General features: G+C 42.8%; 21 protein-coding genes. 9 read left to right on the plus strand and 12 right to left on the minus strand.

Annotated features, from left to right (window positions below):
* The first annotated feature begins 395 nt into the window (after positions 1-395).
* Complete coding sequence (gene ltrA, locus MusilaSJ_RS16820; RefSeq protein WP_274985539.1) at positions 396-1,670, plus strand: group II intron reverse transcriptase/maturase; 1,275 nt, start codon at positions 396-398, stop codon at positions 1,668-1,670.
* 147 nt (positions 1,671-1,817) lie between these two features.
* On the opposite strand, the gene MusilaSJ_RS16825 is transcribed toward ltrA, so the two are convergent.
* The 3 genes from MusilaSJ_RS16825 to MusilaSJ_RS16835 form a co-directional block, all read right to left on the minus strand.
* A complete protein-coding gene (locus tag MusilaSJ_RS16825) occupies positions 1,818-4,265 on the minus strand; it encodes an outer membrane beta-barrel family protein (RefSeq protein WP_274986068.1) in 2,448 nt (815 codons plus the stop codon).
* 536 nt (positions 4,266-4,801) lie between these two features.
* On the minus strand, positions 4,802-6,484 hold the full coding sequence (locus MusilaSJ_RS16830; protein ID WP_274986069.1) for a PspC domain-containing protein: 1,683 nt from the start codon (positions 6,482-6,484) through the stop codon (positions 4,802-4,804).
* Between the two features lie 25 nt (positions 6,485-6,509).
* Positions 6,510-6,842, minus strand: coding sequence for a PadR family transcriptional regulator (locus tag MusilaSJ_RS16835; RefSeq protein WP_090532189.1), 333 nt, complete (start codon positions 6,840-6,842; stop codon positions 6,510-6,512).
* Positions 6,843-7,070: 228 nt separating this feature from the next.
* Between MusilaSJ_RS16835 and MusilaSJ_RS16840 the strand changes: the two genes are divergently transcribed.
* The 4 genes from MusilaSJ_RS16840 (at position 7,071) to MusilaSJ_RS16855 (ending at position 13,092) form a co-directional block, all read left to right on the plus strand.
* Positions 7,071-10,223: a SusC/RagA family TonB-linked outer membrane protein gene (locus MusilaSJ_RS16840; protein ID WP_274986070.1), complete on the plus strand. Its 3,153-nt coding sequence runs from the start codon at positions 7,071-7,073 to the stop codon at positions 10,221-10,223.
* Between the two features lie 20 nt (positions 10,224-10,243).
* Positions 10,244-11,683, plus strand: a complete 1,440-nt coding sequence (locus tag MusilaSJ_RS16845) for a SusD/RagB family nutrient-binding outer membrane lipoprotein (protein WP_274986071.1) — start codon at positions 10,244-10,246, stop codon at positions 11,681-11,683.
* A gap of 16 nt (positions 11,684-11,699) precedes the next feature.
* Positions 11,700-12,623 carry a DUF1735 domain-containing protein gene (locus MusilaSJ_RS16850; protein WP_274986072.1) on the plus strand — a complete coding sequence of 308 codons (924 nt, stop codon included), beginning with the start codon at positions 11,700-11,702 and terminating at the stop codon, positions 12,621-12,623.
* Positions 12,624-12,933: 310 nt separating this feature from the next.
* Positions 12,934-13,092, plus strand: coding sequence for a hypothetical protein (locus tag MusilaSJ_RS16855; protein ID WP_274986073.1), 159 nt, complete (start codon positions 12,934-12,936; stop codon positions 13,090-13,092).
* 75 nt (positions 13,093-13,167) lie between these two features.
* Here MusilaSJ_RS16855 and MusilaSJ_RS16860 read toward each other — a convergent pair whose 3' ends face one another.
* Positions 13,168-14,028 carry a hypothetical protein gene (locus MusilaSJ_RS16860; protein ID WP_274986074.1) on the minus strand — a complete coding sequence of 287 codons (861 nt, stop codon included), beginning with the start codon at positions 14,026-14,028 and terminating at the stop codon, positions 13,168-13,170.
* Positions 14,029-14,160: 132 nt separating this feature from the next.
* A complete protein-coding gene (locus MusilaSJ_RS16865) occupies positions 14,161-14,568 on the minus strand; it encodes a DoxX family protein (RefSeq protein WP_274986075.1) in 408 nt (135 codons plus the stop codon).
* 454 nt (positions 14,569-15,022) lie between these two features.
* Between MusilaSJ_RS16865 and MusilaSJ_RS16870 the strand changes: the two genes are divergently transcribed.
* The 3 genes from MusilaSJ_RS16870 (at position 15,023) to MusilaSJ_RS16880 (ending at position 17,863) form a co-directional block, all read left to right on the plus strand.
* Entirely contained in the window at positions 15,023-16,327 is a 1,305-nt protein-coding gene (locus MusilaSJ_RS16870) for an amidohydrolase (RefSeq protein ID WP_274986076.1), read from the plus strand.
* 122 nt (positions 16,328-16,449) lie between these two features.
* Positions 16,450-16,956: a Cif family virulence factor gene (locus MusilaSJ_RS16875; RefSeq protein ID WP_112656106.1), complete on the plus strand. Its 507-nt coding sequence runs from the start codon at positions 16,450-16,452 to the stop codon at positions 16,954-16,956.
* 112 nt (positions 16,957-17,068) lie between these two features.
* Positions 17,069-17,863, plus strand: coding sequence for a DUF1835 domain-containing protein (locus MusilaSJ_RS16880; protein ID WP_274986077.1), 795 nt, complete (start codon positions 17,069-17,071; stop codon positions 17,861-17,863).
* Positions 17,864-18,010: 147 nt separating this feature from the next.
* Here the strand turns inward: MusilaSJ_RS16880 and MusilaSJ_RS16885 are convergent, their stop codons facing one another.
* On the minus strand, positions 18,011-19,573 hold the full coding sequence (locus MusilaSJ_RS16885; RefSeq protein ID WP_274986078.1) for a glycoside hydrolase family 10-like protein: 1,563 nt from the start codon (positions 19,571-19,573) through the stop codon (positions 18,011-18,013).
* 337 nt (positions 19,574-19,910) lie between these two features.
* Between MusilaSJ_RS16885 and MusilaSJ_RS16890 the strand changes: the two genes are divergently transcribed.
* Complete coding sequence (locus MusilaSJ_RS16890) at positions 19,911-20,828, plus strand: DUF8428 domain-containing protein (RefSeq protein ID WP_176625787.1); 918 nt, start codon at positions 19,911-19,913, stop codon at positions 20,826-20,828.
* A gap of 128 nt (positions 20,829-20,956) precedes the next feature.
* Here MusilaSJ_RS16890 and MusilaSJ_RS16895 read toward each other — a convergent pair whose 3' ends face one another.
* The 6 genes from MusilaSJ_RS16895 to MusilaSJ_RS16920 form a co-directional block, all read right to left on the minus strand.
* Positions 20,957-22,159 carry a hypothetical protein gene (locus MusilaSJ_RS16895; protein WP_274986079.1) on the minus strand — a complete coding sequence of 401 codons (1,203 nt, stop codon included), beginning with the start codon at positions 22,157-22,159 and terminating at the stop codon, positions 20,957-20,959.
* Positions 22,156-22,347 (minus strand): hypothetical protein, encoded by a 192-nt coding sequence (locus MusilaSJ_RS16900; RefSeq protein ID WP_274986080.1) that lies wholly within the window; start codon positions 22,345-22,347, stop codon positions 22,156-22,158. The genes MusilaSJ_RS16895 and MusilaSJ_RS16900 overlap by 4 nt, the downstream gene beginning before the upstream one ends.
* Before the next feature lie 12 nt (positions 22,348-22,359).
* Entirely contained in the window at positions 22,360-23,160 is an 801-nt protein-coding gene (locus MusilaSJ_RS16905) for a hypothetical protein (protein ID WP_274986081.1), read from the minus strand.
* Between the two features lie 24 nt (positions 23,161-23,184).
* Entirely contained in the window at positions 23,185-23,685 is a 501-nt protein-coding gene (locus tag MusilaSJ_RS16910) for a heavy-metal-associated domain-containing protein (protein ID WP_112656116.1), read from the minus strand.
* Positions 23,686-23,754: 69 nt separating this feature from the next.
* Positions 23,755-24,144, minus strand: a complete 390-nt coding sequence (locus MusilaSJ_RS16915) for an HYC_CC_PP family protein (protein ID WP_274986082.1) — start codon at positions 24,142-24,144, stop codon at positions 23,755-23,757.
* 170 nt (positions 24,145-24,314) lie between these two features.
* Positions 24,315-24,995, minus strand: coding sequence for a YiaD family glycine zipper/OmpA-like lipoprotein (locus tag MusilaSJ_RS16920; protein ID WP_274986083.1), 681 nt, complete (start codon positions 24,993-24,995; stop codon positions 24,315-24,317).
* Positions 24,996-25,140 lie beyond the last annotated feature (145 nt).

The following is a 25,140-nucleotide window of genomic DNA, read 5'->3' on the forward strand; positions in this document are numbered from 1 at the left end:
TATGGGTGATGCTGCAAAAGAAGCAAAAGCCCGACACTGTACAGGATACTATAACGTAAATGCAGAGGCTACATGAACGGAAAGCGGACACACTTACCCTGGGAGGTCTGCGTAACGACGAGTTCGTAAAGCGCAGAAGTCAGCAAACGTCATATTAGTTCCGAAACGAGCTCCGCAAAGCGGAGAGGTCTCACAAAAGGATGAAGGACTGCATGTTAGAATTGGCCAAGACGCTGATGGCTCTGTGTCGTCACCGCTAACAACGGAACCCCATAAGCGAACTGCCTGCAGGAGGATAGGCCGGAAGCCGAAAGTAAAGTGCAGGAGGAGTTGAGGTGCGACATGCGAACAAGGCGGCTGTAAGCCGGAAACAAATGTTTTTTTTTAAAAGAAGTATGCTCGAAGAAATACTTGATTACAGGAACATCAGCAAAGCGCTGAAACAGGTAATGAGCAATAAAGGCGCTGGTGGGGTTGACGGTATGCAGACCGATGAACTTCGCGACTACCTGAACGAGCACTGGCGTCCGCTCAAAACAAGTATTTTAGAGGGCAGTTATCAACCAAGCCCGGTACGGAAAGTAGAAATCCCCAAGCCCACAGGCGGTCGCCGGATGTTAGGCATACCAACCGTAATCGACAGGCTCCTTCAACAAGCCATCAGTCAATGGCTAAGTCCGCAATACGAACCGGAGTTTTCCAAAACAAGTTACGGTTTCAGGCCAGGCAAGAACGCCCGTCAGGCGGTCATGCAGGCCCAGGAGTACCTCAATGAAGGTAAAACAAGGATAGTAGAGTTGGACTTGGAAAAGTTCTTCGACCGTGTCAACCACGACAAACTCATGGGATCGCTATCAAGAAAGGTAAAAGATAAACGCATCCTTGCGTTGATCGGCAGCTATCTGCGCAGCGGTATTATGGAAGGCGGGGTTTCAAGCGTCCGATTGGAAGGCACCCCACAGGGTTCACCGCTTAGCCCTCTACTTTCCAACATTATGTTAGATGAACTGGACAGAGAACTTATACGGCGCGGGCACAGCTTTGTGAGGTACGCCGACGATTGCAGCATCTACCTTAAGAACTGGAAATCAGCTCATAGGGTAGAAGGCAGTATTATCCGGTACGTAGAAAAGGAGCTTAAGCTAAAAGTGAACAGGACAAAGACGAAAGTCAGCGCCCCGGCGAAAAGCACGCTTTTAGGCTTCTCTTTCTATCGCAGCAAAGGAAAATGGGAGATACGGCTATCGAATCTGACGGTAAAACGGATTCAAGGTAAGATTCGCCGGCATACGGAGCGGAAGCACCCGAACCCAATAGCCGAAAAGATAAGAGAATTGGAGACGGTCATCATGGGCTGGATAAATTATTTTTGGATAGCCACGGCAAAATCGCAGATGCGAATGTTGGATGAACTGGTACGAACCCGTTTACGGATATGCCAATGGAAACAATGGAAGCTACCAAAAGCAAGGGTGAAGCGGCTAATAAAGCTGGGCGTTAAGAAAAGGAAAGCTTATGAGTGGGGAAATAGCAGTAAGGGATACTGTCGGGTAGCCCACAGCCCCATACTGCAAACCACGCTTAACAATCTGTACTTTAATAACTTAGGATACACAGGGTTCGAGAACAGATACTTTTGGAAAACTAAACACCAGTTATCTATATTCTGACAAACCGCCGTATACCAGACCGGTACGTACGGTGGTGTGAGCGGACGGTAAGGGAGAATTTCACTCCCTTACTTCCTACTCGATTGGTGAATGAGCAACTGTAAACTACCCGGTGATAACTACAAACTGCCCACTGGCAACTGCCAACTAATTAGCTCCCTTCACCCTTCCTTTTTCGTCGTCGGCGCCGCTGCGGTGCTGACGCATTTTGATAGCGCTGTTACCGAAGTTATAGGTAAAGGTAAGGCGCATTACACGGGTATCATTCTTTTGTTTGATAACAAAGTTATTGTTTACCACCTGGCTGCTTAAATCATTACGACGGATGTTGAAGATATCATCGCATGAAGCTTTGATGTTGAATCTCTTTTCCATGAACGATTTGCTAACCCCCATATCTACCGAGTAGCGTGGCCTGATCTTGTAAATACCGTAGGTTAATGATGATTGGTAATCGCCGGTTACTTCAAAACGGTAGCCTGAAAACTTGAATGTTTGCGTGGTACGGCCCTGGAAAGCCCATTGCCCATCGTTAAACTTTTGACCGGCAAGGGTATCCGACTTAAAGCCCAGGTAAAACGCGGTTGCATTAACATTGCCTTCCCACCATTTGGTAATAGTGAATGGTGTATTGATGTTGACATTGTAACCGGTTTGGGTTTGCAGGTTTTGATGTGTTTCAAATGAGCGCTTGCCTTCGGTTAGTATCAGCTCGGTAATAGCATCGGTAGTATGGCTGTAACCAAAGCTTACATTGATAGTTTTATTATAAGTATAGTTAAGCTCAAAGTTTTGAGTGTATTGCGGGTTCAGGAACGCGTTACCCTGCGAATAGGTGTATGGGTCAAGATAATAGATAAAAGGGTTCAGGTCATCATAGCCGGGGCGATCGATACGGCGGCTGTATGAAAAGCTTACTTCGTTTTTATCATTAATGGTTTGGTTAATGAATACGCTCGGGAACAGGTTTAAATAGCTCCTCTTAACAGGCGTACTTCCAATCAGGTTACCTGTAGACCGGGTTTGTTCGGCACGTAAGCCTAATTGTACCGAGAATTTTTTGAATTGCTTATTCAGGTTCAAATAGCCGGCGTTGATTTTTTCGGTGTAAATAAAGCGGTTGGTACGTGTAGTATCATTAATATAAGCACCGTTGCTGAAGATCTGCGCTTGCAGATCGTTGTCGGTTTTAACGCTGCTGAATTTTACCCCGGCTTCCAGTTTGATGGTTTTGGTAAGCGGTTTGGTATAATCGGCTTTACCGGTATAGATGCTTATGGTTGACGGGGTTTGGTTACGCAGCATTTGTGGCGCATGCTGTACACTGCCATCCGGTAAAAAGTAATCGGTATTGTACATAGCATTTGAGTTATTCTTGAACTTCGAATAATCCAAATCAATGCTCAGCTCCTGGCCGCTGGTATCAAGCTTAAGCCTGTCGTTAAGGTTAAGGGCAAAGTTTTTATAGGTTTGCCTGATATCCGAAGTAGTGCGCAACGATGAATCTGGCACACCAAATTGCTTGCCGATAATTGTGCGGTTATCATTCAAATCTTTTTCGCTGTTTGAATAGCCACTTACCACAAAGCCGATTGTGTGTTTGGAGGTTAGGTCATAATCGGCACCTAAACGGTAGTTGTTATAATGGTTGATGCTTGGCAGGCTTGATTTCTGGTTGAAATAAGTTTTATTGCCAAGCGAATCGGTAATGATACGGTCAATGCCGATATCGTGACCGCGTTTGTTATCACCCCTGCTTAGTGAGGTAAATACGTTAAGATTGCCTTGTTTGTGGTTAAGGTTTAGGCTGCTGTTATCGCGCCAGTATTTGCTTTTGGCACCGCCTACAGTAATACTGCCGTTTGTGCCCGATTGTGTATTCTTTTTCAATTTAATATTGATGATCCCCGAATTGCCGGCCGCATCATATTTAGCCGATGGGTTGGTAATGATCTCGATAGATTTAATGGTGTTGCCATCAGTTGAACGCAGTAAAGTAGCCAGCTGCGCTGCTGTAAGATAGGTTAGCTTGTCATTGATCATGACAGTTACACCCTGTTTGCCTTTCAGGCTGATGTTATCGTCCTTATCAACGGTAACGCCCGGTGCACGTTCTAAAATTTCCATGGCTGTGTTGCCGGCCGCAAGTACACTGTTTTCAACGTTCATTACCGTACGGTCAATTTTACGTTCAATGAGGGGTTTGGTAGCAGTAATAGTTACTCCCTTTAATTCGGTACTGCCTGTGTGCAGGTTCAAAGCCGGAGCTGTAACCTGCGATGCATTTGCAGGCACACTAAAACTTTTGCTTACAGCTTTTTGATAACCAACAACTGATGCTTTAATGATATAATTACCCGCTTTTATGTTGGTAAAAACATAAACACCGGCATCGTTGCTTAACGCGCCTTTAACTACTGTTGAATCGGATGCGCGCAAAAGGCTTACTGTTGCGTAATCAAGCGGTTTGCCCTGGTCATTGACTAAGGCTCCCGATACCTTGGCGGCAGGTGCGGCCTGCTGGGCAAAGGATACACTACAGCTGATAGCAACAAGCAGGAGTGTATAACATATGTTGTGTATGGTAATTTTCATTTTTAGTGTTGTTTATTAAAATAAAGGCAATACAATGCCGGTAAAGAATTGCTTCTTTTTTGAAATTTGTAAATAAGCTTTTTTTAGTTTCCGGTGTGTTTTCCGGCGTTTGGTGTTTTAGTAGTTATGAGATATAGGCAATTGTTTTCATCGTGTTCATGTTTTTGATTTAAATTTTTGGCAAAACAATCCCACCTGGCTTTTAGGGCCATTTTTTGATTTTATTAAATTTATGTTGCCGGATTTTCCGGAAATGGTAATTGTGTTGCTTTTTACATTAAGATGCAAAAACAGGGGTGTTGGTTACAGATTATTTTCACTTTTTAATGGAGGCATTAAATTTTTTGCCATATCCTTAATAATCCGGAAGGTAATTGGCATTTCATTTTGGAGGGGAATGTTTGATTTAAGGTTGGTTACCCTGCTGTTTAAAAGCTGGTTACCGCTTGTTTGAAGAAGGAAATAGAAGGGTATAATAAGCCCGCTAAAAATTAGCAGGCTTATATATTTAAAAAGTGTTTTCACAGGGAGATGGTTTATTGTGCTTTTGCTGTATCTGCAGGACTTGCCGGTAAAGTATCCTGTTCCTGTTTGAGCGCTTTTAAGCTATCGGCCTTGAATTTGGCTGCCTTTATCGGGTCAACTTTGCATTCCAGCCCATTCGCGGTCATGATATAGGTGGCTGTGGTAATGCCATCACCCTCGCTTTTGCACTCATATATATTAAAGTTGATGTTGCGGTCGAGCTTTTGATCAATAATGATCTTAGCGTTAAGCGGTAGTTTTAGGGTTAAATGTAATTCCTGCCCGCGCCATAAAAAGCCTTTAGGCATTTCCAGGTGGCGATCGAAATTCAAAACAGAATCTTTTTGCTCAAAACGATAGGAAGCGCTGCGGGCGTTGATCAAGGCTTCTTCAAGATTGCTGCCGCGGGCACTGAAAGTCTCGACCAGTACAGGTTGTGGTACATCGCTTTTTTCAATATCGATGGTAACGTTCCGGTTTGGCATATCATCGCCGTTAAAGTCATCATCTAAAATGATCATGCCTTTAAAGCGCTCGTTTATTTTAAGGCGGGTACTGTCCTCGTTGCTTAGATACTTGGTATCATTCAGCTGCAGGTAATAGGTATTATTAGCCGTAGGTTTTAGTTTAACTGTTTGCGTAAACTTACCACCCTCACGAAAGCTGGCGGCCGTTTTTACGCCATAGTATGAAACCGCACCCAATGAGGCTAACCAGATACATAATAAAGTGGTACCTATCGAGCGGTTAAATGAAGCTTTTTTAAACAGGAAGCCTATTGTTGATAAAATGATAGCTAATAAAGGTATTGATAAAACTAAAAAACCGCTCGCCATAAAAATACCGTTGGCCTGGTGATTGGTTATATTGAACGGAAACAGGTTATAGATACCCATATTGCCTGCCGCAAACAAGGCTACAAGCGATACGATAAGCGCTATGGTCATGCCAAGGCAGGTTAATAAAACAGCTGCGGCCAATAGCTTGCCAAGTAAACTGCCGGTGCCTCTTAAAAAGGCGCCAAGATGTTCAAAGATATCGCTGATCAGATCGCGAACCTGGTAAATGAACGGTTTGGCTTCATGTTTAAAGTTTTGAAGATTTTCACGCACGGTGCTCAATTCTTCTTCAAAGTTCTTTTTAAAGCCTTTTAAGTCCTGCTTTTCGCCTTTCATGGCCATACGGTCGGCACGGGTAATGGCTTTAGGGACAACCATCCATAGTATTGTATATATAACAAGGCCCATGGCAGCAAAAGGCACCAGGATAACAAAGGCCAGCCTTACCCATGCAGGGTTAATATCAAAATAATTGGCAATACCGGCGCATACACCACTAATGAGGTGATCATCCGGATCGCGGAAAAGCCTGCGGCGCTCGGTGTTGTACTCAAATGGATTGCCGCCTGCAGCTTTGGTATCGGTTTCAGCAGTTTCAAAATCCTGTACGCTGCCCATCTGCTCCGTAACTTCCTTAACATCTGCTTCCACAATAACTTGCTTGGCATCGCGGGCCAGGATTTCGTTAAACATTTCGGCAATGCGGTTTTCAATGTCGGTTGTGATCTCCAGGCTATCGGCCGAAGTAGAAAAATGACGCTTTACATCCGTCATATAATTCTTCAGCACTTCGTAGGCATCTTCTTCAATGTGAAAAACCATGCCGTTTATATTTATGATAATTGTTTTGTTCATGATTATAGTGAGTTTGTAGGTTTTTCTATTTTCTGTCCCCGATAGCTGTTTGAACAGCAAATACCAGTTCCTGCCAGGTTTTATCTAATTGTTCAAGTACCGCGCGGCCTTCGTCCGAGAGCACATAGTACTTTCGGGGCGGCCCGGAAATTGACTCTACCCAGTTATAGGTGAGCAGTCCGTTATTTTTTAAACGGGTTAAAAGAGGATACAGAGTACCCTCAACTACAAGCAGTTGGGCTTTCTTAAGTTCAGCAATTATGTCTGATGCATATGTTTCGCCCTTAGCTATGATGGAGAGGATGCAATACTCCAGTATGCCTTTCCTCATTTGGGTTTGGGTGTTTTCGACGATCATAATACAAAGATATATGTTTTAGATTGTATTATGCAATACATAGTACTATAATTATTATTCTTTTAGCTGAAACTTGGCTTTTTGAAAAAAAAATGACGTTTTAAAAGAAATTACTTGACTTTTTGATAACGTAACATTACTTTTATGATTAATTAACTATTAACTGATCTTATTATTAACGAAATGAAAAAACTTCTACTCGTAAGTTTGTGCTTACTTGTGTTGTCTATGACGCAAGTATTCGCGCAAAACCGTACAGTTACTGGTACGGTTACGGCCAAAGACGACGGCCTACCCATTCCGGGAGTAACAGTAAAGGTAAAGGGTACAACAATCGGTACCCAAACCAACGCAGCCGGTAAATTTTCTCTCAGCGTACCGGCAAATTCAACGCTAACATTTTCCTTCATTGGATATGTATCCATTGACAGGGCGGTAGGCTCCGCCGGAACAATTAACATTGTCCTTGAATCTTCAAACAGACAGTTGGGGGAGGTTGTAGTAACAGGTGCTTTAGGTATTAAGAAAGCAGCAAGGGAAACAGGTTATTCATCAACCAAGATTGGCGGTAAAGACCTTACGCAATCAAACGTTGTTAACGTTGCGAACGGTTTGACCGCTAAGGTTGCCGGTTTAGCTGTGTCAACTATTGATAACAGTATTGACCCGCAGGTTAGAATTACACTTCGTGGTAACCGTTCAGCTTTGGGTAACAACACCGCGCTGGTCGTAGTTGACGGGGTGCCGATCCCTGGTGGTTCGTTATCGTCGGTTAACCCTAATGACATTGCTGATATTAACATCCTGAAAGGCGCAGGCGCAGCCGCACTTTACGGTTCGGAAGCTGCAAACGGTGCATTGATCATCACCACTAAACGAGGTACCAGCGATTCAAAACCCACTGTTACTTACAGCAACTCGTTTCAGGCTCAGCAAGTAGCTTACTTCCCTAAATTCCAAAATCAATATGGTATTTATGGCGGTGAAGGCCCTCCGTACGTTGACCCTATTACCGGTTTTTCATTGTATACCCCGTACGAAAACCAGCAGTATGGTCCGATTTATGATGGGCATATGGTTCAGGTTGGTTACCCGGCAGGCGGCCCTAATGGTCCCGTTCTGATGGTCCCTTACTCTGCACAGAAAAAGAATCCTATCGAGGCGTTCTTTAACACAGGTTTTATCGAGCAAAACAATATCTCTTTTGCTCAAGGCGATGCGAAAAACTCATTTTATTTATCTGCTCAAAATGCATATAGCAAAGGTGTGGTACCTGGCGATAAAAACAATCGTACATCAGTGAGCGTTCGGGGAGCAAAAACCTACGGCAAATTTAAAGCCGATTTCTCTGCTGAGTACACTCGTACAGATATTAGCACCTATGGAACAGGTTACAACGGTTCATTACTGTTTACCAACCTGATCCAGTGGCCGTCATTCTTAAACATTAAAGATTTTAAAGATTCAAACAACGGCACATTCTCTAATCCAAGTGATTTTTATGATGCTTATGCTATCAATCCTTACTGGATCACTGATAACTCAAGGATCAACAAACAAAGAGATGTATTCTTGTCCAACTTAAGATTATCTTACCAGGTCACAAATTGGATGGACGTGAGCTATACTGTTTCACATAATTTTGGTATCGATCAGGAAAAATACACTCGCCGCCAGGTAAACTTTACACCCTATAGCATAAGTGATCCGCTTGGTGCAGGTAGTGTACAAAGTACATTCCAAACAGGTGTTGCCCCCGGTATTGTGAGCGATTATTATCAATACGGCGACGGTACATCGAACTTTGGTGATGCTGATGGTTTTGCCCGTTTGCAAGGTGATGCTGCTATCAATTTGCACAAAACTTTTTTCAAAGATTTTAAAACAAGCTTATTATTAGCTAACACTATCCGTCAGCAATACCGTAAGGGTATGAGTACAGGAAGTAACAACCTGTTGATTAAAGATTTTTATAACATTAACACAATTGGCGGTGTTGTAAATGCTTCGGAGGCCGAAACTAAAATTCGCCAGGTTGCTTACTTCGGTGCTTTAAATATTGGCTACAAGGATTTCTTGTTTTTAGAAGGTACCTTAAGGAACGAAAGGGATTCTCGTTTGAATGCTAAAAACCGTTCATTCTACTATCCGTCGGGTAAAATTTCATTTATTCCTACTGATGCTTTCGACTTCCTGAAAAACAATAAAGTATTGAGTTATGCAAAAGTTTACGGATCAGTAAGCCGCGTGGGTAATATCTCGATCGGTGCTTACAGGCTGCAAAATACTTACGGCGTAACTTCTGGTTTCCCTTACGGTTCATTAGGTGCATTAACTGCAAGCACCATCAACTACAGTCCGAACCTGAAACCAGAATCGATCAATGAGATCGAGATTGGTACAGAGCTTTCGTTCTTTGATGGCCGTATCTCTGCAAAAGCTACTTATTACAAACAAAACAGTAAAAACCAAACTTTACAGATCAATACCTCGTCGGCAACAGGTTATTCGGCTGCTTTGATCAACGCAGGTGAGATTCAGTCAACCGGTACGGAGTTTGAGTTGATAGGAGACATCTTAACCAAATCAAAAAATAAAGTTGGTTTAAGGGTTGGCGGTAACTTGTCAATAAACGATTCAAAAGTGTTGTCATTATTGCCAGGTATTAATTCTTTACAAATTGGTAACAGCGTTTATGCCCAGGTTGGTCAGCCTTTCCCAATCTACAAAGGAACCGACCTTGTTCGTGACCCTCAGGGAAGGGTAGTTGTTAGCGGTACAACAGGTTTGCCTTCAGTTGATCCTACTCAGAAAAACTTTGGACGTACAACGCCTAAATACATATTAGGTGTTAATACACAAGTTAGCTATGACATCGTAACTTTATCAGGTGTAGGTGAGTTCCGCGGCGGGTATATCATCTATAACGGAGTGGGTTCAACTTTGAACTTCGGTGGTTCGTCATCAATATCTGCTGCTGCAGGCCGTTCACGTTTTGTATATCCAAATTCGGTTATCCAAACCTCACCAGGTGTGTATACGCCTAACACTAATATCACTGTGCCTGATGGTAACTACGGTTTCTGGCAAAGTTCGGCTTATAACACAGCCAATGGACCGAGGGTATCAAGTGCCGCATTCTGGAAGATTCGCGAGATCGCTTTAGCATTTGATCTTACCAAATTTATCCGTACTACAGGATTTATAAAAGGCTTATCCTTTGCACTAACAGGTCGTAATCTTGCTTTGTGGACACCGAAAAGCAATACATGGGGAGATCCTGAGTTTAGTAATTCTGTTGGTAACGATGCTGGTACTAACAGTGCGTCGCAAACGCCGGCAACCCGTGTTTACGGTGCTGACCTTCACGTAACATTTTAATTAGCTTAAAAGATAAAGAAATGAAAAGATATATATATATAATGGCAGGTCTGCTTACGGTCGGTATCTCCGGTTGTAAAAAGGACTTCTTAGACCTTGCAGTAAATCCGAATACCCCTTCGGTTACAACACCTCAATTCACCGTTGCGGGGGCTTTGAAAGTAGCGTCGGATATAGTTAATATAAATTATCCCCATTATGGGGTATGGGCAGGGCAGCTATCGCCAAGTGGTAACTATGTACCGAGCCCTACCTTACAGCAGTACCAGTTTACTACTGATAACTTCCAGGTATTTCAGCCGCTTTACTCAAACCTTACAAATTTTAATAATCTCGAAACTATATCAGCTGATGCTTCTTTGGCTAAGTTTAAAGCTATTGCAAAGATTATGAAAGCGTATGATTTTGAGCAATTGGTTGATAACTATAACAATGTTCCCTATACTGATGCTTTTAAAGCTTCAACATCTTTTTTTCCGAAGTATGACAAGGGTGTCGATATCTATGCTGACTTGATTAAACAATTAGATGCAGCAGTTGCCCTTATTGACGGTAATGCTTCCGCAATAAGTCCTGATGTTTCTGATATTGTATTTAAAGGAGATATGGCCAAATGGAAGAGATTTGCCCTTACTCTTAAACTTCGCTTAGCTATCCGCAGCAAAACGAAAGTGACTTTACCCGCAGCCGGAGATTCATATATGGGCACCATACAAGCAGTTACTCAGCCAGGCTATGCAAATAGTGATGCAGTTGGTGGTCAGCAAAGCCCATTCTGGAGAAGTTTTGGTTTTGATCAAAATGGCAATCCAACGGGAAACAATGCTTATTATCGTGCTAATGCTTTTGAAGTTAGCCTTCTTAAAAATACTAATGACCCACGTTTGAGTAAATTTTATGCACCTATAACCGGCGGGTCGGTAGTAGGTATCATATTTGGCGATGATGCCGCAATTCCAAATGCTGGAACAAGCGCCATCGGAACAGGATTACTTAAGTCAGCTACCCAGGATGGTGTTTTAATGTCTGCGGCTGAAGCATATTTCCTGCAAGCTGAAGGGGTTCAGAACGGCTATATAACAGGTGATGCTCAGGATCTTTATCAAAAAGGTATTGCGGCTTCGTTTGTGGCAGTGGGCTTATCATCTGCGGATGCCGCTACTTATTATGGTCAGGCAAAAAACAATGTTAGCTGGGCTGCAAGTACAAATAAAGAAGAGGCGATAATTACCCAAAAATGGATTTCATTAACAGGGTATGGTAGCCTTGAATCTTACAATGAACTTAGAAGAACTGGTTTCCCTTCAGGTGTTCCAAGATCTATTGATTCAAAAGCCATAGGTACTGGTTTGCCTACCAGGATTTTTTATCCAACATCCGAGTATCAGCAGAACGCCGACAACGTTGGTAAAGAAGGTACTATTAACCCATTCGGCTCAAAAATATTTTGGGCTAAATAATTAATAAGAGATCAATATGAAAAAGAAAATATATACAAAGCTAACGGGAATAATCCTGTTAGCGGGCGCAACTTTACTAAGTTCATGCTTGAAAGATAGCAGGTTTGAGGATTTTGGTGCTTCAAAGCCTATTGTTGAAATTCCCCTTAGTGGATTATCAAATTTCAGTAAGGATGCAATTACTGATGCCGGTGATACGATTGTTAAGCAATTTGCGGTTAATCTTGCTTCACCTTCAACATTGTCAACTGATTTAAATGTGACCTTAGCTGTAGATCAGTCTATAATTAATTCATATTATGCCCAGTCGGATAAATCGGTTACTTATCTTCAGATGCCTGCTGGCTCTTATGTTTTTACTGATACGAAAGTTACTATATCAAAAGGCACCCGCACAAAGGTTGTATCGGTAACTTTTTATAAAAACAAACTTGATCCGTCAAAAAGTTATATGCTTCCGATAAAGATTGCAGATGGAGGTGGACAGACAATCAGTGGTAACTTCAGCATAAAATACTACCATTTTATTGGTAATGATTTCGCAGGGACCTATAAACATCAGTTTACGAGAACCCCTCCAGCTGGTAACTTTACCTATGCCGACGGAGAAACATCAATTTTTCTTCCGGATTCACCAACTCAGTTTGAGGTTGCAGGTGGATATTATACTGGCGATATCCGTTATGTGGTTAACTTCACTAAAACAGGTACAGGTGCAAGTGCTACTTATTCGCATTTCGAATTATCTATAAACCCAGATGATGTTACAAGGATTGGAGATGCAGGTATTACTGTTACTGCAGCTCCCCAAATTGTTGGGTATGTAGAAAAAGAGTATACGTTTGCAGAAGCACTAAGTTTATTTGATACAAATGGTATCGTTTATAGTGTTCTTGGAGGTTCGGGTGCAAGAACCAATCTTGACCAATACAAGAAATAATATTATATTCTTAATCCGAATAATAAAAAGGGGGTTGTCTCGAAAAGGTTTGAGGCAACCCCCTTTTCTTTTATTTATTCGAGTAGATGATTCCTTTGTATAAATGATTTCACACAGAGCAACTAACAAAACCTCGAACGAAGTAGACTCAAAGTAAATTTGCTCTTTATAGCCTGGAATATCAATAAATGAAGGGGTAATACAAAATATGCAATAAAATCACCAGTAAGCCGGTAGGCTAATTTACCTTCAATGGCATTACCTCAAGCAATAATTATGATGAGTATAAGATGAGCCTGCGTATTATGTTGTGAAAGCAGGAGGCCAGCTGCAAAAGGTAGAATTGAAAAACAAGGCGATTAAAGCCGCATTTCCCACGGATGCGGATAAGGTAAAGAAATTCTTCTCGGATAATGTAGGAGATGTTGATGAAAATTACCTGAAAGCACTTGGGGATTATTTGAATTAATAACCCTAAATAAAACAAAGATCAGTCATGACCAATCTTTGTTTTATTTAGGGTTATTGTTGAATATATAAGCTCTTAGCTAACGTCAATAGTGTTTCCTGCGAAGGAGAAAGTAGTGCCATCATTTCTTGCTATTGTCACGTTAACAAGGTTTATCTGTGAATTGCTTGTTGTTGTATAAGTGCCCGTTACCGATTTCACATTGGGGCTACCTGAAGTTACATAACCAGAGGATCCATAAACTTCGTATATCACTGATGGATTGTTCGGATCATAAATGCCTCCTAACAGCTTACCTGCAGATGCTGGAGGCAGCGGTGCTGGTGTAGGATAATCAATTGACGCAAAAGCGAAATGAGAGCCTGTAGTAATCCTGATTAGCTTTCCCGATACCTGAACAAAGTGAGGGTCTGGATTGCCATCACTATATGTAGTTTTGATGTAACTTGATGCCTGTGGTATTGCTGAGCTGGGTGTATGTGATTGAATATATGAATCCAGGGCATTAATATAGGTAGTTACATCGCTGTTAAATAGTTGCCTTGCAGTAAACGTTGCGGTTGCAACACCTACAATAAAAAAGTCTTGACCGCCTGCGGTTGAGGTCGAAATTTGATTTAGGTCACCTACAGTGTATCCTCCTCCTGTGCAGGGGACACCATTTATCAGGTTGGGATATTGATCATGATTCCAGGTAGGGGTGGCCTGCATTTTAATGCTTACGCCACCCCAGTTTCCAATATAGGTATCAAAATTTTCTCCTGGTTGGCGGGCTAATAGTGTTAACTCACTATAGGTTCCAGGGTTAGTTGCGGCAACCCTTAATTTGTCTTTACTTCCGACCGAAGTTTGATTAACCTGTTTAAAAGAATCCTTCTGGCATGAGCTAAACCCTGCCATTAACAGCAGCATGCTCCATAATAGTTGTTTTTTCATATTGATTTGTGATATATTTTTTATAAATATATGATATCAATATGTTTCGCAACAATAGGTGTTTTAACGGTATTTGATAAATATTTAATTGATAGTAATGGAAATGGTTGCTCTAATGTTAAATTGATGCGATTATTTTTTATCAACACTATATTTCCCCGGGCCTATAAATATTAAGCCGGCAAACATAACAGCATCTTCAATGGCATGAGCGGCATCGCCCAGGCCACCGCCTGTACGTAGATGCGTTAACGCTGCAACTACAAGGGTTATAAAAATTAAGATACAAACCGGTCTGAATGCGAGCCCTATAATGAGCAGGAAACCGCCAAAGCATTCTGTAACTGCTGCAAGTAATCCCCAAACTACCGGCCAGAAATGGATTCCTACATATTTCATTGATTCGCCAATATCTTTCCAGTTTTGAGTACCGCCCATCAGTTTGGGGTAGCCATGATAGATAAACATAATACCAAGTCCGATGCGGATGATCAGTAACCCCAAGTTTTTGTAATTGCCTAAATTGCCTAAAAGTGCCATTTAAAGATATTTTGTTGATGTGAGGGCTTAAGGTAATAAAAATGTTGGAAGGTATTACAATAAGACTAATTCCTCCTTTGGGCGAGCGCTGGAATAACGATGGGGCGTCAATCCTCACACCACTGCTAAACGTAGTTCCCCCCGCCGACTTCTATGCGAGACCACGCGATTATGCGCTTTTTCTTATTTAAGTTGATGGCCACCCAGCTCCAGTTTGCCGACGATTTAGGTAACCCTATATGTTTATTAAATAATTGATATTCAGTAATTTGTGTTCGTATAATCGAAATTGTGTTAACCCTGTTAACCCCCCTGCAGCCCTAAGTTAACGGCTCTGTCATCTCAAGAAAAGAACCACGCTTGCTTACCTTTTTTATTGGGGCTTATAGCCGGTACTCCCCAATCTACCATATTCAAACTATTGTGCTTATATTACTATCTCCAAACAACCCATATGAAAGCATGCCTTATTTTATCCTTATGTATTTTTTCGTTGCAGACATTGGCGCAAAAAAACGCGCTGCGTCAGCAGGTAAATGCTAAGGCCGATGCTCTGCAGGAGCAGGTAATAACCTGGCGCCGCGATTTTCATGAACATCCGGAACTGGGCAATCATGAGGTGCGCACCTCGGCTATTATTGCTAAACATTTACAATCATTAGGTATTGAGGTAACAACCGGCATCGCTACTACGGGTGTAGTAGGGATCTTGAAAGGCGGGCATCCGGGTCCGGTTGTGGCTCTGAGGGCAGACATGGACGGTTTGCCGGTTATTGAGCGTACACCTCTGCCATTTGCGTCTAAAGTTAAAACTACTTATAACGGACAGGAGGTTGGCGTGATGCATGCCTGCGGACACGATTCGCACATGGCCATATTGATGGGTGTTGCGCAGGTGCTTTCGTCAATGAAAGCAGATTTGCACGGAACCGTAAAATTTATTTTTCAACCTGCCGAAGAGGGCGTTGAACCCGGGCAAAAAGGCGGGGCCGAGGAAATGGTAAAAGAAGGCGTACTGGAAAACCCCAAAGTGGATGTGGTTTTTGGGCTGCACATTAATTCGCAAACCGAGGTTGGCAAAATAACCTATCGTCCTGGTGGTACTATGGCCGGGGTTAATGATATGCAGATCATCGTAAAAGGACGGTCGGCCCACGGAGCTTATCCATGGTCGAGCGTTGATCCGATTGTAACATCAGCACAGATCATCAATAACCTGCAAACTATAGTAAGCCGCAATATCAATGTAACCGAAAACCCGGCGGTGGTAACTATAGGTGCTATAAAAGGCGGTAACCGCTCAAACATCATCCCCGAATCGGTTGAAATGCTGGGTACCCTCCGCTCCTTCACCCCTGCTGATGAAAAAATGCTGGTTACCAGGGTAACCGAAATTGCCACCAAAACAGCCGAAGCGCAGGGAGCAACAGCTACGGTGAAAATACCCTACAGCAACCACTATCCTGTAACTTATAACGACCCTGGGCTCACTCAAAAAATGCTGCCAAGCCTGCAGCAAACTGCCGGCGCTGCTAATGTACTATTACGCCCGCCGGTAACCGGTGCCGAAGATTTTAGCTTTTACCAGGAAAAGGTACCGGGCTTGTTCATGTTTTTGGGCGGTATGCCAAAGGGAGGCGATCCGTTGAAAGCACCATCACACCATACGCCCGATTTTTATATTGATGAAAGCGGCTTTAGTTTAGGTGTAAAAGCCTTGTGTAATATGACCATTGATTACATGAACAACAAGAAATAATATTCAGCACCCGATAACTCTTTTTAATTGCAGCTGAAACAATAGCGATCAAAAAGTATTTTTACAGCGGCTTATTCGTATATTGAACGGCCTTAATAGCATAGTGTGAAATTGTTAAGATCATGAAAAAGCATTTACTACCCCTTTTATGCCTGTGCATGTTTATGAGCAGTTTGCCTGGTATTGCAGCTTCGGCAAAAATGATGCTGCCTGCCGATACGGTAGCTAAATTAAAGCCCGAGGTGCGCCAGGTTGTTGAAACAGTAATAAAAGCTTCCGGCACTTTCAGTATCGAAGCGGTATCTGATCTTTACGCTCCTAATGCCGTAGTGGCCGATGAACAGCCTCCCTTTTCGTGGAACGGGCAACTGGCCGGTGTGCAATGGATAAATTCGGTACAAAAAGCGGTTAAGGATTTTAAGATCAGAGATTTTAAGGTTGATTTGCAGCGCATTAAAACTTTTCAGCAAACCGACGAAATAGTTTACCTCATAGCTCCTGTTGAATATACCGGCCTTGTAAATGGCGAGCATTTTGAAGAACAGGGGGCTTTTTCATTCGTATTAAGGATAGTGAGCGGTAAATGGCTCATTAAAAGCCAGGCCTGGGTACCGCGCAACGGCATGTAAAACACCTGTCTGTATTATAAACACTGCTACTTTTGCAATCTGAATTTAAAATTAAGGTTGACAAAATTTCCGCTTCAGCAAAGACGCGGGTTTTATTTATAACTTAGCTTTCATGAACGCTATCCTGCATATATTAAATGGCGATGCCGCGTTAGATGGTTTTGATCAAACCGGGCTCGACGGCGATGTTATGGTTTGGCGCGAAGTGTTTTCTGAAGGCCCTTTACAGGAAAATATCCTTTCAGGAAGTTTCTGGAGCGCGCGCCGCGATTGGATTGGGAGAACATTCGATGCCCCGGCAGATGAATATCAGCATAAAGTAATAGATGAACTGGGCAAATTAAACAGCCGGTATACCGAGATTAACCTGTGGTTTGAATTTGATTTGCATTGCCAGGTAAACCTGCTGGGCGTATTGGAAATGCTTTCGCTGAAAACCGATATGTCGGCCCCGGCCATTTACCTCATTTGCCTGGCCGATTGTGTTCAGTTTGATAATAAGAAAGGCCTGGGCGAATTAACCGGCGAACAATTTGAAGAATTGTATGATGCCCGCGAGCGCCTGAATGAATGGGAACTCGGCCTGGCCGCCGATGCCTGGAGGCTATACGTTAATAATGACCTCGCCGGGTTAGAAAAATGGCTTAATGAAAATACCTTTTGGGGCGGCCTTCCGCTGCTTAAGCCTGCACTAAAGGCACACCTTAAACGGATGCAAACCAATGCGGATGGGTTGAGCTATATCGAACAAAAACTACTGGATATTTATAATAACGGCGCTAACACCAAAACGGCCATTTACCACGCGTTTTGGAAAAATGAAAGCATTTTTGGCATGGGCGATAGTGAGATCGATATCTACCTGGATAAACTGAAAGAAAAAGGGTTGATAGAAATTTCAAATTAAAAAATGTCATTTGAGTGAGCGAAAAGGACTTGAGCATTAGGGCGAAGGAGAAATCTTAAGCGCCCTGCTTAACGCATTGCATAGTTGCAAAGCACTACGCATAAGATTGCTCACCCATTCCTCGTTTCGAATTGACAATTTGATCTCTTACGGAACCGTAACTGCTATCGTTGGCGACCTTTCACTCTCATTCTTCATCCTATCTAACGCTGTAACTACATAAAAATAAGTTTTACCCTTAATAACAGTATTGTCATCATATCCCAGCGTGGGATCATATTTGATTTTGAGAATGTTTTTAGGATTGTCGATGTCTATCTTTTCACCGTCGTTAAAGCGGTAGATCACATAACCGTAAACCGGCTCTTCGTCTTTAGCTAAAGTTGGAGCAAGCCACCTTACTGCTACACTTCTACCTACGGCTTTGGCCGTAACCTGTTGAGGGGCGTTAGGCGGTATCGAATCGCGCCATAGCATTACCGGCGGCAGTGCAGGGTATTGGTAATAATTGTCGCGGAGCGAGTCGGTAAAGCCAAGCGGGTTGCTGGTGAGCGAATTGGAACTAAAGTAAACACTGCCTTGCACCCTTGGGTTGTTGCGAATAAGTTCTATTTGCTGAGGTAGCTGAGCCGGGTTTCTGAAAGCTTGAACTTTGCGCTCGTTGATGCGATAAGCTGCCTGACCTACATATAAATGCCTGCCATAAGTATTGTCGCTCCACCAGTCGAGCAGCTTTTGAAAATCGGCGGCACGATTGCCTATCTGCCAGTAAAGCTGCGGGTTAATATAATCTATCCAGCCTTCTTTTACCCATTTGCGGGTATCGGCATAATTTTCATAATATGATGAGCCGCCATTGGTTTCGGAACCTTCCTCATTTTGTACTTTATTAGCCCAGATGCCAAAAGGGCTTACACCAAATTTCATGTTGGGATCATGCGCATGCACACTATCGGCAATCATATGTATCAGCAAATCGACGTTGTGGCGGCGCCAGTCTTTAATATTATCATAGCCCTCGCCGTATTTTTTAAATGTTTCCTCGTCGTTTATTTTTTGACCTGCAATTGGATAGGGATAAAAATAATCGTCCATGTGTACGCCGTCTATGTCGTAATTATCTACAACATCCAGTATTACCTGTACAATATAATCGCGCACTTCGGGCAGCCCGGGGTTAAAAGTTTTAATACCGCCGTAGGTAAAGAACCATTCAGGCTTTATTTTGGTAATATGCTGTGGACTAAGCGCTGCAAAGTTGCCATCAAAAGTGGCACGGTAAGGGTTAAACCAGGCGTGCAGCTCCATGCCGCGTTTATGTGCTTCGGTGATGGCAAACTCAAGCGGGTCATAGTTGGGGCTGGGGGCCTGGCCCTGTTTACCGGTTAAATATTTCGACCAGGGCTCACGGCTTTTGGCATAAAATGCATCGGCAGCGGGCCGCACCTGCAGCATAACCGCATTGATCCCGGTTTCCTGGTGCGAGTTTAGTATATCGATAAGCTCTTGTTTCTGCTTTTCTGACGGGGATTTAGAGTTGGTTGGCCAGTCGATGTTAACCACGGTGGCTATCCATACCCCCCTGAATTCGCGTTTAGGCTGCATTTTTACATCAACCGGTGCCGGTACAAGATCGGCCGGCTGCGCATTAACTGTTAAACTTGTAAACAGGATTATAATCAGGAGTATGAACCGTTGGTATATATGCATCAAATAGAATTAAATTGAAAGTTGCAAAGATATAAACTCATAACGTAGCAGGTTTATTATGAAGTATAAAAATTGAAGCCTTATTGTGTTTTAAACATTTTGTAGTTATTTTAGCCCAACGCCTAAAACAATTGATGTAATAATTTTTTAAAAAATCATATTTTTAGTGTTTTAACGTTCAATATGTTAACCATTAAGGATAAACGCATCTGTATATACTTGCAGGAAAGCGCTTTACATCAATTAACAGTTGATATTTCGTTAAAAACTAAACACTATGGCTAAGCTTTTGTTATACCACTTGCTTAACTATGCTAAAACTTAACATTTAATTGCTATGGAAAACCAATCTGGGCAACAACAACCTAAGAAAAACTCAAACGTCATTTATTTTCTTATTGTAGTAGTGCTTGCTTTATTGGGTACCGATGTGTATCTGTACCTGCAAAAAAACAACTCCGATAAAAAAATAGTTTATCAGCATGATGAGCAAACAAGGCTGCAAACCGAGCTCGACAGTCTTGAATCGCAGGTTGAACAGGTCACTGCAGGCAAAGCCAAGATGACCGCGGCACTAACCGCCAAAAACGATTCGTTAAAATCTACCATTAAAGTTTTGAGGGCTAAACTGGCCAAAGGTAAACTTACCGCACAAGAACTTGCCAAAGTACAGGAGGATGTAAAACAACTCCGTTATTTTGTAACCAAGTATACTGCCGACATTGATGAGCTCAAAAAACAGAACACATCGCTCACCACCGAAAGGGATACTTTAAAAACCAATTTGGCAACGGTTGCCAAAAAGGTGGATACGCTATCCAAACAAAATGAGGATCTTGGTGCTAAGGTGAAAGTAGCCCAGGCACTCAAGCTGGCAACATCAGATGTGGTGGCCTATAAAATAAAAGGCAGCGGAAAAGAGGTTGATGTAACCCGTGCAAACCCAGCCAAAAAACTGAAGATCAACTTCACTGTGGCCAGCAATACTCTGGCTACAAAAGCTATGCATGATATTTATGTACGCGTCATTGATCCAACCGGAAACCTGATTACAGCACCTGATTCAGGAACTTTCAGCGCCGATGGCCAGGACCTGCAATACACCTACAAAACATCCATTGATTTTAAGGATGATGGCACACAATACACCATCGACTGGATAAACCCAACCCTGCCATTCCAGAAAGGCACTTATACCATTATGCTTTATGCTGATGGCGGTACTATGGGCAAAACAGGCATTACACTTAAATAATCATCGGCACTAATTTTTCGAATTAGGTCGAATTTCAGGAATTACAAGAAGAGGCCCGGTTTGCGTAGCAAACCGGGCCTCTTCTTGTAATTGATATTCCAAAAGAAACGTTATTATAATAGTGATCATTACATTTTCATCAGCGCCGGGCTTATTCTTAAATAAACTTCAAACCCAACAGGCGTGCTACCATAAAGCGGCTTTAACGCCGATGGTGAAACATTGAGCGTAGCCTGTACACCGCCGGTAACATTGGTGTTTTTGAAGCTGCTTAAAATATGGTTTGCGCCCAGGGTTAAAGCATTGATATTAAAGTTGAGGTTAAGCGGGTAGGCATCGTGCATGTCCAGTTCTTCGGCGTCTTTTTGCACAAATTCATATCGGCCATAAACAGCGGTTTTATTGAGCTGTAAAGTATTCTCCAATAAAACGGACGGCTGCGTTTTATGATTGTCCGAATAATGGTTTTGTCCGTAAACCAGTGTAGTTGCTACATAGCTGTTTTTGCTTAACATTTTGGTATGGATGGCTGATGCAGTGAACCTGTTGACGTTTTGCCCCGGCTCAGTTTCTTCCGCGCTGTGGATCCATCCGTCTGATACCTGCAGGGCCCACTCTTTGGATGGATTATAGGATAAACGGGCCGAGTATGAGTCAAACCGCATTTTATCAAAATCATAGCGGTGCTCATCCGGCTCACGGCCGGTAAATATGGATCCTTCCAGCTTTACATTTTTGATACGGAAGCCCAATGTTGCGACACCAAAAGTGATATGTGTAGCATCCTGATAATGATGACCAAGCGGCGCATCGGGGTCATTGATGGCCGAAAGGCGGTGCATAAACACTGGCGGACCTAAAGCCGGCTCTCCCGGGTAACCGAAGGAGAGATAGAGATCAGCATCCTTAGCCACGCGCTGGGTATAAGCTACGCTCAACTCAGCAAAAAGATCATGCGGGTGCTGTTTGTCGACCAATTTTTGTCCTTTGTATGATTCGCCGGTTTGATAGAGTAGCGGGTAACCGCCATTGCCCACCAAAAAAGGATCGAACGAGAACATGGTATTAATGGAGAACAGCCCATTATTGCCTACTTTTCGCTGGGTCATGAACATAAGCCAGTTGGGTACATCAATCCTGTTACTGCCACCTCTCTTGCCCGAATTAAACAGGTCCTGGTTGTTATACCGCGCAAAAAAGCTACCATGTACCATGCTCATCCATTTTTTACCATGGATCATGTAGGCATACAGTGGCGTTTCATCAGGCACCCATGAAGTACCCGAACCATCGCGGTTCATGGGTAGATCACGCGAGAACTGGCTGGTCATATCATATGGTGCATAGGCGTATCCTTTTTCATATTGCCCATATCCATACCATCCATAACCATAGGTTTGGTGCTGTTCATGCGCATATTCTTTTTTGTGGTATCGCTCATCTTCATATCGTGATGGTGCTGGGCGGATGCGCCCACGGCAGCCAGGCTTAGGGCAACGAACACAATATATGCTTTCATAGTAGTGTAGGGTTAAAGATTAAAAAAGTTGTACTCCAGTCTGATGAGGTACATATTTTTAGTATTCCGTTGCATATCATTATAGATAGGTGTACGGTACGAGAAATCCAGCCGGCAGGTACTGTTAAAGATCAGTTGCAAAGCGGGTGCAACATCCAAATAACTTTCGCTATGCCCTGGGTTGGTTTTGCCCAGCAGTTCACAATACAAGTTTAAATTTACCTGCTTGTAGTCGCGATAATTACGTGGTAAAAGCAAATAGCCGCCAGATAAGGTATAAGCCGCGGCATTACGTACGCTATTGGTTGAAATTTCATAGTTCCCGCTGTTATTAAATGCCCGCAAATAGCTTGCCGAACCCGAAAGCGCCAGTTTATGCAGTAACTGAGTGAAAACCACCCCGCCCTGTGCTCCGCTGTTATCCCCTTCCAAAGTGATTTCACGGTTGATTACGGGATTGTTGATGCTTGATAGTTTTGCAAAAAATGCCCCCCTGAAATGCTTTTGAACGGTATCGATAGATAAAAAACGGTATTTAGCATACACACTTCCGCCTTCAAAATGTTGATTATTGCTGTAATAATCGGACATGTAAACCGAGCCGTGTACCATAAGGTGGCGATTAACGCCATACATGGCTTCAATAGTGCTACGGTTTTTATATGTTGGAGTAAAATACCCTTGATTTTCAACACGAATGCCCAATGAGCCGGTTGCCATATTGCTGGCCGGCTCTGTATTTACATACAACTCTTGTGCAAATAATGGGCAAGCCATTGTCAAAAGGCAAACAGCCAATATGATCTTCTTCATAAAAAATGATGTTAAATGAAGAACTTATATTGCTAAATGATAAACGCGACCACTTGCAGGGGCTGTGTCGGTAACCTGGCCAAGGTATTTCTTTGATACCGATTTGGGTGCGAAACCATTGTCAACCACGGTAAAGCTCACATCGCCGGTGAATGATTTATCGGCAGCGTTAAGCAGGCGGTAAGTATCGCCCCCGTAGTTAAATGCATTTTCAGCAACTTTGGTATTGGCAAAATTATAAGTGGCTTTTAAACTGTTAACCGAAAATCCAGAACCCTGAACCTTTTTGCTGATCTGCTCGAAATTTACCGGAACGTCATTTTTAAAGGTAATGAGGTAAGTGTTACGGATCAGATCAGTTTTGATTTCGCCAATAAAGGGCAGGGTGCGTAATGCTTTTTCGGTTGATTTGGCGCATAGTGCGCAGGTAAGGCCGCTAACCTGGAGTTCGGCTTTGGTAAATTGAGCTTTAGCTGCTGTTACAGAAAGCGCGAATATGATGATGAATATTTTTAAAGTTTTCATGTTGATCGTGTAATTAATTGTTAGAGAATAAACTGCTGATAAGGTTTACCGGGTTTAACAATTAACAGATCAAATGCGGAAAATACAGTTGCGGATAAATGTGGCGATACCCTGAACTGATGGATCGGGCGGGCCGCGGTCATAAAATTTGTCGGAAGAAGAAGATGGCAAGGCCGGAAATAGGCTATCGAACGACCAGCTTGGCAGTTCAAAGCCAAACATCTTTGCTAAAAAGGAAGTTGATTCGCCCTGGTGAGCGTCTTTTACTTTTACTTCAACCTGTTTATCCTTGCAGCATTTCATTTTGCCGCCTTTTTGGTCCATTTTGCAGTTAACAGCCGGGGCATCAATTTTTACAGATGCTACATAGTCGCCGCAAACATGGAAATTAAGAGCAAAGCCCAATACTGTAACCGTGTACAGCATAGTGAGTAATATCGCTCCTGATCTTTTTACCATACTGCAAAAGTAGGTGATTAACTTGTTGATTACAAAATGTTTTTATCAGTTGGGATAACACATTGTTTAACAAATGTGCAAATAGTGATTTTGGCATATACCAAAAAGCCCCGGCTTTGCGCCGGGGACTTCTTCTTTAAACTATTAACTGATCTTATTATTACGCGGTGTTACTGGGCAGCCTGTTTTGCCTGCTCCTTCATTTTTTCGTTTGCCACAATGGTGATCTCAACCCTGCGGTTTTGTGCGCGGCCATCGGCAGTTGTATTATCGGCAATTGGTTCGCTTTCGCCTTTGCCGGTCACTGTCATACGTGACGACGCTACATTGCCCGCAGCTAAGTATGATTTTACAGCATCGGCCCTTTTTACCGAAAGGGTTTGATTGTAACTGTCAGACCCTGTATTGTCAGTATGGCCAATGATAGTGATATTAGTTTCCGGATTTTTTTGTAACGAAGCTGCAAGGTTTTGCAGGTTAGTTTGCGCGGCAGGTTTCAAATCTGATTTATCGGTATCAAACAAAATACCTGAATCAAATTTAACCAAAATACCTTCACCTTCGCGGGTTACTGTGGCGCCCGGCACTGTTTGTTTAATTTCGGCAGCCTGCCTGTCCATGTTACGGCCGATAAAAGCACCTGCGGTACCACCTACAGCACCACCTATAATAGCACCTAAAGCGGTATTACCGGCAGCTTTACCAATAAACGCACCTACTGTACCACCGGCACCTGCGCCAATGGCAGCACCTTTTTGTGTTTTTGTAAGCGAATTACATCCTGAGCCTAATATGCCTGCTGTAGCTAATGCTATACCAAGGGTGGCTACTTTTAATTTAAGCGTTCTCATCGTACTTGTATAATTATGTTATACCGTACTTTTACAAAGCAGATGCCAAAAAAAGCTGATGGCAGTATTATGGACTGCTTCCTTAAAAAGAATATCCTCCATCAATCACAGCAACATTTTTTTAATGATAAGTAAAGTTAATTTC

This window comes from Mucilaginibacter sp. SJ, assembly GCF_028993635.1.
Taxonomy (GTDB): domain Bacteria; phylum Bacteroidota; class Bacteroidia; order Sphingobacteriales; family Sphingobacteriaceae; genus Mucilaginibacter.